Below are 13,701 nucleotides of genomic sequence, written 5' to 3'. Positions count from 1 at the left end.
GATGGGTCTGGCGTTCGGGGGTCATTTCGGTCATAGCATGTCCCTACATTCGTTTGTCGGGGAAGTCGCGGTAAGCTTCGGGCTTCGGGCTTCGGGCTTCGGGCTTCGGGCTTCGGGCTTCGGGCTTCGGGCTTCGATAGCATTGCCCCCCAATACTTCCGGCTCGCAATCCTTCTCGTGGCTCGTGGCTCGTGGCTCGTGGCTCACTGCTCGTGGCTCGGGGCCCGTAGCTCGAAGCTGGCCCGAAGGGCCTCTTCCCAGCGTGAATCGCTCTGCCCACAGACGATGAAGAAGGGGTTGAGCGTGCTTTCCTGCTGGTTGCAGCGCAGGGGTTCGAGGGTTTCGGCGTCGAGCACCTGGCCGCCGGCGGCGGTGACGACGGCCTGGGCGGCGGCGGTGTCCCATTCGCAGGTCGGCGCCAGACGCGGATAGAGATCGGCGGCGCCTTCGGCAACCAGGCAGAGCTTGAGCGAACTCCCCATGGAGACCCGTTCGTGGGCCGGCAGCCGGGCGCAGAAGGCTTCGAACGATTCGGTGCCGTGGGAACGGCTGCCAACGATCAGCCAGGGCTGGTCGCCCGCCGTCGGCAGTTCACGCACGCGAATCGGCCGTTCGCCGTCGGGGGTGATCTTGAACGCGCCGCTATCCGCATCTCCCCACCAGGTCATGCCGAGCACCGGCGCGTGGACGATGCCGAAGCGCGGCACGCCATTCTCGACCAGCGCCACGTTGAGCGTGAACTCGCCGTTTTTCTTGATGAACTCCTTGGTGCCGTCCAGCGGGTCGATGAGCCAGTAGCTCGACCACTGCCTGCGGGTTTCGAACGGGATCGCATCGCTCTCCTCGGAGAGCAGCGGTATCTCCGGGGTCAAGCGCTGCAGCAGCGCGGTCAGCGCCCGGTGGGCGGCCATGTCCGCCTGGGTCAGCGGGCTGTCGTCGGCCTTGGTCTCGACGCTGAAATCCTGGGCGTAGACCTCCAGCACCCGGTCACCGGCGGCGACCACCCCTTTCAGCAGTTCTTGCCTCGTGGCTTCGTCGATCTTCATGGTGCGTCTCCATTCAGTCCTTCGGCCATTCCGCTCGCCAGTGGTGTCTTGTCAGAACGGCCAGATGAAAGGGATGAGCAGAATCGAAGTGCCCCCCACCAGAACGCTCACGGGGAACCCCAGCTTGAGATAGTCGTGCATCCGGTACCCCCCCGGTCCCATCACCATGAGGTTGGTCTGGTAGCCAAGGGCGGTCATGAAGCTGGCCGAGGCAGCGACGGTGATGGCAATTACGAACGGCATGAAATCCACCCCCAACTGCTGAGCGACCGCCAGCGCGATGGGAAACATCAGCACCGCCGCGGCGTTGTTGGTGATCATCTCGGTGAACAGCACCGTCATCAGGTAGATGAACGCCAGCGCCAGCCAGGGCGAATCGATATGCCCGACGACCAGCTCGGCGATGGTCCGCGCCGCGCCGGATTGGGTCATCGCCGCGCCAAGGGAGAACGAGGCCGCGATCACGATCAGGACGGAAAGATCGATATAGCGACGCGCCTTGCCCATGGTGAGGCAGCCGGTCATCAGCAATGCCCCGGCGGCAAGAAAGGCGGCTTCCAGGATCGAGATCAGGTTGGTCGCGCTGAGCACGACCATTACCCCCAGGATGCCCAGCGAGAGCGGCGCTTTCTGGAAATTGGGCGGCGTGGAGTCATTGAGCTGGCTGACCAGCAGGAAATCCTTGCGGTAACGATACTGCTCGACGAACTCCTGACCGGTCTCCAGCAGCAGGGTGTCGCCGACCTGGAGCTCGATGTCGCCGACCTTGCCGTTCAGGCGTCGACCATGGCGGGAGATCGACAGGATCACGGCCTGGAACCGCGAGCGAAACCGGGACTCCCGGACCGTCTGCCCGATGCCGGTGAAGTCCGGGCTCACCACCGCCTCGACCAGGCAGCGCCTGTGGTGGGCGACATCGAGCTTCTGGACGTTACCGTTGGCGGGGCTCAGCCCCCGAATCTCGCGAAGCTCCCTCGCGCACTCCGGCGCGCCGATGAAGACCAGCGTGTCGCCGCCCAGCAGCTTGGTCTCGGGCGGGACTGCCGTCATCAGGTGGTCGTCGCGCTCGATATCGGCCAGATAGCCGAACTGGAGGTTGCGCAGCCCGGCATCGGCGATCGACTTGCCCACCAGCGGGCCGCCGGTTTCGACGGTGACCTCCACGCTGTACTCCCGGATCTGGTCCAGTTGGGCATTGGTACCATCCCGCTGCGGCAGCAGCCAGGTCGCGAAGACCAGGATGAAGCCACCACCGACGAGCAGGATCGGCAGGCCGATCCAGGTCAGTTCGAACATGCCGAGGGAGACGCCCAGTTGGCTCTGCAGCAGGCCATCGACCACCAGGTTGGTACTGGTGCCGATCAAGGTACAGGTACCGCCGAGGATGGAAATATAGCTGAGCGGCAGCAGCAGCTTGGAAGGCGGCAGCCGCAAGCGATTGGACCAGTCCTGGATGGCGGGTATGAACATCGCCACCACCGTGGTGTTGTTCATGAAGGCGCTCAGGACCGAGGCCGGCAGCATCACCCGCCACTGTGCCCGACGCAGCGTGGTCGGCTGCCCCAGCAGTTGCGCGGCGATCCACTTGACCGCGCCGGTCTCCTTCAGCGCCGCCGCCACCACATATAACGCTGCGATGGTCATCACCCCGGTATTGGCAAAACCGGCCAGCGCCTCCTGCGGGGTGAGCACGTCGGTGAAAATCAGAAACGCCATCGCCCCGACCAGAATGGCGTCCGGCGCGATCCGCGTAAAAACGAGCGTGGCCAGAACCGCCAGCACTGTCGCGATGCTCAACCAGGCATCGATATCCATACCTTCCCCTGCCAAACGCCCGGATGGCGCTGATTTAGCCTAGATAAATCAGCCAGTTAACCGAGAAAAATCGCTTACTAAGGTAAAAATTCCTCGGTCGAGGCATTCTAAGCCGCCCCTTGCAACGGGCACCAGCACGGCTTTTCTAAGAAAGGTAATGACACGGTTAATGAGGTGAGCGGCATGAGAAACCGCGAATCGAGGATCAGCGAGGCGCCAAGATCGGCTCACTGCCCCTGGGAAATGGCGCCGAATCCGGGGCGTTTTCGGCACCGCGACTCGGCATACCGCCGATGCAGATACCTGCTCTCTTCCGTGGCGTGGAAATCGGGGTGGCGCCGCGACAGCGCGAAATAGGTCATGATCAGCCATCCCAAACGCATCGCGTCCCGCCTGGGAGCCCCTTCGCGACCCTGCGCCTCCTCGATCCACGCTTCGGCGAGCCTGGGCGGCACGCTCAGCAGCAGGCGGGCGAGATCGCAGCCCACCGGCAGCATCCCGGCGTGATCCCAGTCGATGAAGATCGGGGCCCCGGTCGACTCCTGAATCAGCACGTTCTGAGGGTGAAGGTCACCGTGGGAGAAGACCCGCGGCAGTCGATAGACGACCAGCGCCATCTTCAGCAGCCGCTCGAGCTCCTGCCACCGGCGTCGTTTCAGTGCGGCGAGACAGACGTCCGTGATCATCCGGTTCAGCGCACGACGCCCCCGCCGGCCGAGATCACGATCGGACCAGCCATCGGGACGGCCGATCTGCGCGAGCCACTCGAGCGAATCCAGCGTGTCGCGGAAGACGGTTTCCCTGCCCTCGCGGTAGGCGACCAGCGGCTGCCCTTCGATGCGCTCCACCACCAGGCTGGCGGTTTCCCCATGATCGATGACCGCCTTCAGCGACGGCGCCGCGATACCGCCGGGCGCTAGCACCTGGCGGTAGAGCCGCTCCAGCCCGAGAGCGAAGCCGCGCGGTAGCTGGCAGTGGACGATATAGCGGGCATCCGCCGTTCGCACCTCCAGCGCGGAGAACTGCCCGGTCTGGCCCGGCAGCGGGCGGAACGCCCGAACGTCGAGATGGGGCCGCAGCGGCGCGAGCCATGGCCCCAGGACGGGGTGGCTCATACCGCTTTCGACGTCGATGAATCCATCGGCGGCGTCATCCGCCATCACCACCGCCAGGCCATCGTTGAGCGGTCGCCCGCTGTCGAGCGTGCTGACCCGAACCAGATCCCCGGGTTGCAGCGGTATCGGCGCGAGAAAACCGACGTCGCTCCGGGTCGTGATGCCCGCCTCCACCACATCGGGTCTCGGCTCCTGGCACAGCGCGCAATAACGAGCCTCGCCGTTGACCGAGACCAGCACCGCGCGGGGCCCGGCCCGGCGGTCATCATCGACATGCCAGCCCCGGACAAACTGCTGACTCACCTCATCCACGAACCCCGGCATGGCGCGTCCCGCCCCGTTGTTATTGCTCCCCGCTGTTATACCAATGTCCGAGGCCAGGTTGCGTAACGTCTTACAACCGGCTTGGAACGCTCCCATAACACAAGCCAACATTTTTTTGCGTTAGCCGTCTTACAGGCGCTGCTCGGCCATGGAGCATGAAGAAAGGAGAAAGGAGAAAGCCGAACCAGTCGGCGTAGGTGACTTCGACACTCTTCGTTTCCTGGAGTGTTGTCGACGCCAACACCACTTTGCCGATCACTCGTGTTACGTAGGCGTGACAACGACTGACGACTCTACGACAGGGTGACACGTCTTTTATCGAATCGACGCTGATACCGGGTGGATATTGAACGAGTATTCAAACAGTCTCTGAAAGATGCTTGCGCCGGTTCAGACGGCGCAGACAACTGATGGCGTGCCCGGTCAGGTTTTGGCTCGGACACCCTTGCCACCCGCATGTCCTACGGCGGCGTTGTCCGGATCGCCAATCCTGACGATTGGTTGCCGATTTCGCCTTGTCTGGCTAGCGCTCGTCGATTTTTCAGATAGCACTCAATAAAACAACGGGGAGAACTCTTCATGGCTCAGGAAATCACCCAAGACAGTGCTTCGCATCAGATACCGGATACCGGCGATGCGAGTGTCGACAGGCGCTCGACCGGGCAGTGGCAGTCGACACTGTCGAAGAGCCTGAACCTGAGCCGAAAATCCACCTCCACCCGTGATGACGAACCTCAATCGGCGAAGCGCGCCGACGGCGACACCCAGGCGCCCAGGAATCTGAACGACTACAACCAGATCGTGACCATCGGCGATGACCTCATCCGCTACGAGACCAAGGGCGGCAAGAGCGTCGAGGTCGACCGGCACGCCACGCCGGCGCTGTTCGAGACGATCAAGCAGGATTTCGACCAGATCAATGGTCTCAACGAGAGCGGAGAGGATGGCTACGGCGTGTTGCCGCTGGATGCCGAGCCTCCCGGCAAGCTGAGCGACTACCGCTTCATCGGCCCGCCCGACGAAGTCGCCAACGGCATCATCCGCTACGAGATGCAGAACGGTGCCCGGGTCGTGGTCGCCGAGCGCGCCAACCCAGAGCTCTTCGCTGCGATCAAGAAGGATTACGAGAGCCTGATCGGCATCAACAAGAGCGAGGCGGATGGCTACGAGCGTCTCCGCGGCGACGCCACCCCACCGCCCTACTACAACACCGAAGTCGGCGCGCCCGGCGAAGTGGGGCCGGAGGTGATTCGCTACGAACACGACGGCGAGAAGTTCGTCGTCGCCCGCAGCGACAATCCGGCGCTCTACGACTACCTGAGCGAGCAGTACGCGACCCTGGGCGGGAATGCCGAGCATCAGGATGCCATCGAGGGTGCGGTCGAAGACGGTGCCATCGTCGCCGGCGCCGATGCCGAGGCGCCCGACTTCAACGACTTCAAGCGCTTCCGTTGGCAGACCGATGCCCGGGACGACGTCATTCGCTTCACCACCCACGACGGCCGCGACGTGGTGGTCTCCAAGGCCTTGACGCCAGCCTTGTTCGAGACGGTCTCCGAGGCCCAGAAGACCTGGGACCGGATCCATGAACTCGAGGACGACGGCTACAAGCTGCGCTCCGCCGACGAGGATATCCCGGTGCTGGGCAAGGGCGACAGCGTCAAGAGCGCCACCGACGAGCACGGCGACGTCATCGAAGGACTCAAGCTGGTCGAGGTCGACGGCGAGAAGTTCGTCGTCTCCAAGGGGGTGACGCCGGAGCATTTCGAGGCCGCCTCCAGCTTCCAGCAGACCTCCAGCGAGGATGTCATCGACGATGTGTTCGCCGATCACGACCTGCCCGGCTCGGAAGAGACCAACCTGATGGGTCAGGAGACCACCGTCGAGAACGACGATGGCGAGGCGAAGACGGTCACCGAACTCTACATGGAGAAGCTGGAGGAGAAAGCGGAGAACTCGGACAACGAGAACTTCAAGAAATATGCCCGGCTGCTCGAGCTCAAGTCTCAACTGGACGATGGCAGCTTCCAGTACCTGCCCTACATGACGGTCAATCACGGCGGCGACTGGACCTACTACGCCAGCGATACCCAGGGCATGGACCCGGCCGACCTGCGTGGCCTCATCCATGAGGAGAAGCTCGGCGAGGAACTCGCCAAGCTGCTCGGGGACGAGGAGATCGCCAAGTTCACCGACGAGGCGATGGCGGAGGCCCAGAGCAAGATCAAGGATCGCGACGGGCTCGCCGACAAGATCTACGACTCGTTGACCGGCGACAAGGGCGCGGAGTATCTCGATGCCATCGAGGACCTGCGCGACAAGGGCTTCGGCGACGAGGCCGCCACCCGCCTGAACAATGACCTGAACACGCTGCAGGCGCTCGACCCCGAGCGCGCGGCCGAGGCGAGAGGCAGCATCACGGCGGCCAGCACCGCCAGAGGTCTCGAGGAGGAACTCGCCGACATCGACGCCGAATACGATGCTTCCCAGGATGGCGGCGACCTATCGCCGGAGAGTGAAGAGGCCGCGGAGCAGGTCGCCGCCGACATGGTACCGACCGTCCTTACCGGCATTACCTACAGCACCTTCGGCATCCAGACCACCGATGGCGTCTGGAACGCGGTGAAGGATGCGCTCTCCGCCGACAAGACCGATCCCAAGGGCTCGGTACCGCCCAACCTGTCGGCGGACGAGAAGCTGCAGTTCACCAAGATCATGGCGATCGCCGCCGGCCTCAAGGAGGTGATCAAGACAGCGGCATTGAGCGGGAGCAACGTCGAGACGGCGCTGAAGGATTCGTCTCTCATGCGCGACGTCATGAAGAAGGTGAACGAGCAGTTCCGCAACATGACCACCAGCCGTGACGGTCAGCCGCCCATCGTCGAACTCAGCGACAGCCAGCGCACCAACGTGCAGGGCTCGCTGAAATCCCAGTTCCGCAGCCTGATGAACTCGAACACGATGTTCGCGATCGGCGGCACCGCGGCGCTGGCCAACGCCATCTACCGCCGCTCGGGCGACGACTTCGGCGACACCTGGCAGGAGCGGATGACCGTCGCGCGCGGCATGCTGGTATTCATCGGCACCACGCCCTTCGCACTCAAGGGCATCACCGATGCGGTGGGCCCGAAACTCGACGAAGGCAGCCGGCTGACCAAGCTGTTCGGCACCACCGATATCACCCAGGCGCTCGGTCTCGACAAGGAGATGGGCGACGTCCTGCGCGAGCGCTTCCCCGACACCTTCAATGGCGACAAGGCGCCCTCCCTCAACCCGGGCGAGCAGGCGCGGGGCAAGCTGGATGACATCCGCGGCAAGCTCGAATCCTTCGATACCCTTCTCGATCAGAAGGATGCCCCCGACTTCGAACAGAAGGCCCAGGGCCTGGTCGACGATATTCAGGGCCAACTCGACGAGGTCGACCGCATCGTCAAGGCGTCCGACTCGCTCAGCGACGACGAGAAGAAGGAGATCCAGCAGCGCCTGGACACGATCGAAGACCGGCTCGACAAGGTCGAGATGAAGAAGGAGGGTCTGGCGCCCCAGAATGCGGAGGAGCTCAGGGGCCTGGTCGACGAGCTGTTCGAGGAGATCCAGCCTTTCGCTTCTTCGGCGACGCCGTCGGAGCAGCGCTTCGCCCAGATCGATGACTTCGACCGGGCGGTGGCGGAGTACCGCGAGCTGCTGGATGCCGACGGCAAGGGCAAGGGCAAGATGCCGGAACAGGCGCCGGCACTGTTCGACGAGATCATGGAGAAGCACCGAGCGATTCGCTCGTCGATCGAGTCCGACCCGACGCTCTCCGATGCCGATCGCGCTCAGCAGCTCGAGCGGCTGGACGATATCGCCAGCCGCCTGGACGACGTCCGCCCGACGGATGGCGGCACCCTGCCCAGCGGCGCCGGCGAGGCGCTGGAGGACCTCGACAACCTCAGCGACGACCTGCACCAGCGTTTCGATCCCGCCAACGGCGAATCGTCGAAATCCGCCATGCAGCCCTTCAACCAGGCGCTGGATAGCGAAGCCGAGGTGGTCACCAATGGTGATCGCGCCACCGGTGGTACGTCGCCCGACAGCCCCGGTGGCAGCGGTGGCACCAGTGGCAATGGCGATGTCGGCAGCAAGAAGAAGGCGCTCATCGGCCCGGCGCTCAAGGGCCTGGCCTACATGACCGACTTCGCCGGCGGTATTCTCGACACCGTCGTCGCGGGCGTCGGGCTGAACCAGCTGATCAAGAACGGTGGCACCCCGATGGAGTTCGCCGCCAGCTCGACCGGCGTGGTCTCCGGCTCGTTCTTCACCATCGGCGGCGCCGCCGAAATCGGTGCGTCGCTGCAGACCGCGTCCCGGGTGCTCTCCGGGCTGGGCGCGGGCCTGCGCGCAGCCGGCCCCATCGGCAACCTGATCGGCCTGGGCGTCGGCTTTGCCAGCCTGATCCTCAATGCCGTGATGGCGCAGAAGAAAGGCGCCGAGACCGAGGGCAAGATCCGCGAACAGTTCGAGCAGTTCGCCGAAGATGGCGTGACGGAGGATGACTGGGGCGAGAAGTTCAACTACCTGATCAACTCCAGCTACGGCTTCAAGGAGATGATGCACGCCGGTGACGACGACAAGGAGCCCGACCCGCTGTTCAAGGAGTGGTTCCCCGAGGACATGGCGGCGTGGGAGGCGCAGCCGGAGCAGTACGAGAAGTTCACCCAGGAGATCCGGGAGAACGGCAATGTCGATGACTTCTTCTTCGACTTCGACCAAGACCAGATGCAGCTCAATATCCACGGCCAGGCGTTCTACCAGGAGAACAAGGAGGCCATCGACACCATTCTCTTCAACTGGGACGAAGGCGATGGCGGCAACGACTGGACCGGCGGCGACGATATCGTAAGCAGGTCGGATCTCGAGAAGATCGCCGATCCGGAAAACGGCCACTCCAAGAAGGAGCAGGACGCCGCACAGTTCCTGCTCGACAACGACGACTTCTTTGCCCTGCTGGATACGCTGCACAAGCAGGATGGCTCGGACGACAAGATCAGCAGCGCCGACATCGACTCCTGGATGCAGTTGATCGGCGAGCGCGCGATCACCGACGACAACCCGGCCTTCGCCGAGGAGGACAGCATCTGGGACAACCCGGCGTCGTATAAGCTGTAGGCTGCGGGCTGCGGGCTGCGGGTACGAGCTACGAGCTACGGGCNNGAGACATGGCCCGCCGTCGTTGCAGGTTGGATGGAAAGACGAGGCTCAGCCGAACTGGTTCATGGTGTTGAGCCCGCCACCGGCCTTGAGCGCTGCGGCACCGGAGAAGTACTCCTTGTGGTCGTCGCCGAGGTTGGAACCGGCCATGTCCTGATGCTTGACCGAGGCCAGGCCTCGACGGATCTCCCGGCGCTGGACACCAGCGACGTAGGCCAGCATCCCGGCCTCGCCGAAGTAGCCCTCGGCCAGCTCGTCGGTGGAGAGCGCCGCCGTGTGGTAGGTCGGCAAGGTGATCAGGTGGTGGAAGACGCCGGCTTCACGGGCCGCATCGCGCTGGAACGCCTGGATCCGACGATCCGCCTCCTGCGCCAGCTCGGAGTCGTCGTAGGCCGCGCTCATCAGTTGGCCGCGTTCGATGCCTGCGAGCGACCGCCCTTCCCGTTCCCAGTCGTCGAAGACTTGCTGACGGAAGTTGAGCGTCCAGTTGAACGACGGCGAATTGTTGTAGACCAGCTTGGCATTCGGCACGACCTGGCGGATGCGGTCGACCATGCCGGCGATCTGGCCGACATGGGGCTTTTCGGTCTCGATCCACAGCAGGTCGGCGCCGTTCTGCAGGGCGTTGATGCAGTCCAGCACGACGCGATCCTCGCCGGTATCGGAACGGAACCGGTAGAGTCCGTTGGCGAGACGCAGTGGCTTGCGCAGGTCGCCGTCGAGCTTGATCACCGTATCGCCCTCGTTGACATCGTCTGCCGAGCAGATCGGCACGGTGCAGAGGAAGCTGTTGTACTGGTGGGCGAGATCCCCCGGCTCCTTGCTGACCGGCAGCTTCTGGGTCAAGCCGGCGCCAAGCGAGTCGGTCCGGGCGACGATCACGCCCTCCTCCACCCCGAGTTCCAGGAATGCATGGCGAACCGCGTTGATCTTGGCGACGAAGTCCTCGTGGGGGACGGTGACCTTGCCATCCTGGTGTCCGCACTGCTTGGCATCCGACACCTGGTTCTCGAGCTGGATGCAGCAGGCGCCGGCTTCGATCATCTTCTTCGCCAGCAGATAGGTCGCCTCCTCGTTGCCGAAGCCGGCATCGATGTCGGCAATGATCGGCACGACATGGGTCTCGAAGTTATCGATCCTCTCCACGATGCCTCGCGCCATCACCTCGTTGCCCTGCTTTCTGGCGCTGTCCAGTTCCCGGAAAAGCAGCGTCAGCTCCCTGGCGTCCGCCTGGCGAAGAAAGGTGTAGAGCTCTTCGATCAAGGCCGGAACGGCCGTCTTCTCGTGCATCGACTGGTCGGGAAGCGGGCCGAATTCCGAACGCATGGCGGCGATCATCCAGCCGGACAGGTAGAGGTACCGGCCCTGCGTCGTACCGTGGTGTTTCTTGATGGCGATCATCTTCTGCTGGCCGACGAAGCCGTGCCAGCATCCCAGCGATTGGGTGTAGCGGGAAGGGTCCCGGTCGTAGGCCGCCATGTCGCGGCGCATCACGGCGGCGGTGTAGCGGGCGATGTCGAGACCGGTACGGAAGCGGTTCTGGGCCCGCATCCGTGCCACGTTTTCGGGATCGATGTTGTTCCAGCGGCCGTTCTGTTCCAGACGCAATCGCTCGAGTGAATCGATATCGCTCTGATAGATGGACATGACACTCTCCACACAGGAATGGGAATACTCTCCTGGAGCCGGTTTCTTCTCCTGTCATTTTCAACGACCAAAAACGACCGTTTTAATTCTGACATTGGAAAGAAAAAGCCCCATCGGCGAAGTCACTATGTGAGAAACGGTGCCATGCCAACAATCCGTACTTAGCCGCCATCAGGGTAAGGCTTCTACCAAAAATGGCGCTTATGGATGAATCCTGTAGTCATGTATGACGTATGATGCGAGTCACTCCCGCGCAGGGAAATCATTCGCCGGAAAACCGCTGACCTCCTGCCAGATTTCAAACGACTTCCAAAACCTCTGCAGTTTCATCACCTTGGAGGCGCCGCGACGCAGTGGCCCCGGCCACGGGGTGGCTGCCGGACGCCGTGGTGCCGGCCAACGGACCTGCGACTTTCGTCGACAGGTAGCTAGCCGGGTTTCAAATTATTTATCCGCGGTAGCCAGTTCCAGCCCTTCGTGGGTGACCTCCGCCACCAGGGCCAGTTCCTCCGGCGAGATCGTGTAGGGCGGCATCCAGTAGATGACGTTGCCCAGAGGTCGCAGCATCACGCCGCGCGAGAGCGCGTGCTCGTAGACGCGCAGGCCGCGACGCTCGCGGAAGTCGTAAGGCGTGAGGCTGGCCTTGTCCGCGACCATCTCGATCGCCACCACCATGCCGGTCTGGCGAACGTCGCCGACGTGGGGATGGTCACGCAGCGGTTCGGCCAGCCGCCCCATCGCCTCGGCCTTGCCCCGGTTGGTGGCGATCACATCGTCCTGCTCGAAGATATCCAGCGTCGCTAGCGCGGCGGCGCAGGCCAGCGGGTTGCCGGTATAGCTGTGGGAGTGCAGGAATGCCTTGAGCGTCGAGTAGTCGTCGTAGAAGGCGGCGTAGACCTCATCGGTGGTCATCACCACCGACAGCGGCAGGTAGCCGCCGGTGAGCGCCTTGGAGAGACACAGGAAGTCGGGGCGAACGCCGGCCTGCTCGCTGGCGAACAGTGTCCCGGTGCGGCCGAAGCCGACGGCGATCTCGTCGAAGATCAGCTGCACGCCGTGGCGGTCGCAGGCTTCGCGCAGCCAAGTGAGATACTCCGGTGGGTACATGCGCATGCCGCCGGCGCACTGGATCAGCGGCTCGACGATGACCGCCGCCAGCTCGTGGGCGTGGCGCGCCAGTGCCGCTTCCATGTGCGCGAAGGCGTCCCGCGCCTGGTCGACCCACTGGTCTCGCGGCAGGCCGAAGCCGTCCGGCGCCGGCACCTTGATCACGTCCAGCAGCAGCGAGCGGTAGGTATCGGTGTAGAGCGCCACGTCTCCCACCGAGAGCGCACCCAGCGTCTCGCCATGGTAGCCGTTGGTGATGGTCAGAAAACGCCGCTTCTCCGGCCGCCCGACATTGCGCCAGTAGTGGTAGCTCATCTTGAGCGCGATCTCGACGGCGGAAGAGCCGTTGTCGGCGTAGAAGCAGTGGCCGAGTCCGGCGGGCGCCAGTCGGCCGAGTCTCTCCGAGAGCTCGATCACCGGCTGATGGGTGAAGCCGGAGAGGATCACGTGCTCGAGCTCGTCGAGCTGCCGCTTGATCCGGTCGTTGATCCGATCGTTGGCATGTCCGAACACGTTGACCCACCAGGAGCTGACGATATCGAGATAGCGCTTGCCCTCGAAATCCTCCAGCCATACCCCCTTGCCGCGCCGGATCGGCACGACGGGTAGCGTCTCGTGGTCCTTCATCTGCGTGCAGGGGTGCCAGAGGCTGGCCAGGTCCCGCTGCATCCAGTCGCTATTGCGGTTCATGTGTCGTCTCTTGCGGTGTGAAGTCTTGCCGGGGTTCGCCGTTGCCACTCAGCCGAGGACGTTCAGGCGGGGTCGTTCAGCAGCGGTTCCAGGTCGAGAAAGTCGGCGGTGGTCTCGGCGTCCGGGGAAGCGAGCCACGGCACCACGCCCAGGCAGGGGACGCCGCCCTGAACGCCGAGCCAGTGCGTCAGCGCCTCGAGGTTCTCCTCCAGGCGCGGGGTATCGGGTTCTAGCGTGTTGGCGACCCAGCCGGCGATGCGCACCCCGTCGCGCTGGATCGCTTCCAGCGTCAGGCGGGCATGGTTGATCGCACCCAGGCGCACGCCCACCACCAGCACCACGGGGATTTGCAGCGCCACCGCCAGTTCCGGGATCGACTCGCGCGCGTTGAGCGGGACGCGCCAGCCGCCCGCCCCTTCGATCAGGGTGAGATCGGCGCCGCGTTCCAGCAGCGTTCGCATCGGCGCGGCCAGCCGTGGGATGTCGAGCGCGACGCCGGCTTCGTGGGCGGCGATATGGGGCGCGATGGCGGGCTCGAAGGCGAAGGGGTTGATCGCCTCATACGGTAGCGCCGGGTGGCACTGGGCCTGAATGGCCAGCGCATCGGCGTTGCGCCACCCTTGCGGGGCGCGCTCGCAGCCGGAGGCGACCGGCTTGCCGCCCGCGACGGTCAGTCCCCGGCGCCTGGCGGCGGCCATCAATCCCGTGGTGATCACGGTCTTGCCGGCGTCGGTATCGGTGCCGGTGACGAAGTAGGCGTGCATATC

7 protein-coding genes are annotated in these 13,701 nt (G+C 64.1%); 1 reads left to right on the top strand and 6 read right to left on the bottom strand.

All coding sequences use genetic code 11. The annotated features are described in order from the left end of the window. Window positions 1-203 precede the first annotated feature (203 nt). From cysQ to DOM45_RS11150, 3 genes are all read right to left on the bottom strand, one after another. The gene (gene cysQ, locus DOM45_RS11160; protein ID WP_110600560.1) at window positions 204-1,046 is read right to left on the bottom strand and encodes a 3'(2'),5'-bisphosphate nucleotidase CysQ; all 843 of its coding nucleotides are present in this window, start codon (window positions 1,044-1,046) and stop codon (window positions 204-206) included. Window positions 1,047-1,097: 51 nt separating this feature from the next. Then, window positions 1,098-2,861: an SLC13 family permease gene (locus DOM45_RS11155; protein WP_110600558.1), complete on the bottom strand. Its 1,764-nt coding sequence runs from the start codon at window positions 2,859-2,861 to the stop codon at window positions 1,098-1,100. 227 nt (window positions 2,862-3,088) lie between these two features. Further along, on the bottom strand, window positions 3,089-4,300 hold the full coding sequence (locus DOM45_RS11150; protein WP_157958407.1) for an aminoglycoside phosphotransferase family protein: 1,212 nt from the start codon (window positions 4,298-4,300) through the stop codon (window positions 3,089-3,091). Window positions 4,301-4,879: 579 nt separating this feature from the next. Between DOM45_RS11150 and DOM45_RS11145 the strand changes: the two genes are divergently transcribed. Continuing rightward, window positions 4,880-9,448: a spectrin repeat-containing protein gene (locus tag DOM45_RS11145; RefSeq protein WP_110600554.1), complete on the top strand. Its 4,569-nt coding sequence runs from the start codon at window positions 4,880-4,882 to the stop codon at window positions 9,446-9,448. Between the two features lie 90 nt (window positions 9,449-9,538). On the opposite strand, the gene DOM45_RS11140 is transcribed toward DOM45_RS11145, so the two are convergent. From DOM45_RS11140 to bioD, 3 genes are all read right to left on the bottom strand, one after another. Then, window positions 9,539-11,137, bottom strand: coding sequence for an isocitrate lyase (locus DOM45_RS11140; protein ID WP_110600552.1), 1,599 nt, complete (start codon window positions 11,135-11,137; stop codon window positions 9,539-9,541). A gap of 444 nt (window positions 11,138-11,581) precedes the next feature. Next, window positions 11,582-12,934 (bottom strand): adenosylmethionine--8-amino-7-oxononanoate transaminase, encoded by a 1,353-nt coding sequence (locus DOM45_RS11135; protein WP_110600550.1) that lies wholly within the window; start codon window positions 12,932-12,934, stop codon window positions 11,582-11,584. 62 nt (window positions 12,935-12,996) lie between these two features. Next, complete coding sequence (bioD, locus tag DOM45_RS11130) at window positions 12,997-13,698, bottom strand: dethiobiotin synthase (protein WP_110600548.1); 702 nt, start codon at window positions 13,696-13,698, stop codon at window positions 12,997-12,999. Window positions 13,699-13,701 lie beyond the last annotated feature (3 nt).

Origin of the sequence: Salinicola lusitanus (genome assembly GCF_003206045.1) — a bacterium.
Lineage (GTDB): Bacteria > Pseudomonadota > Gammaproteobacteria > Pseudomonadales > Halomonadaceae > Salinicola > Salinicola lusitanus.
The sequence above is the reverse complement of the archived record's forward strand: the minus strand, read 5'-3'. Positions and strand labels throughout refer to the sequence as shown.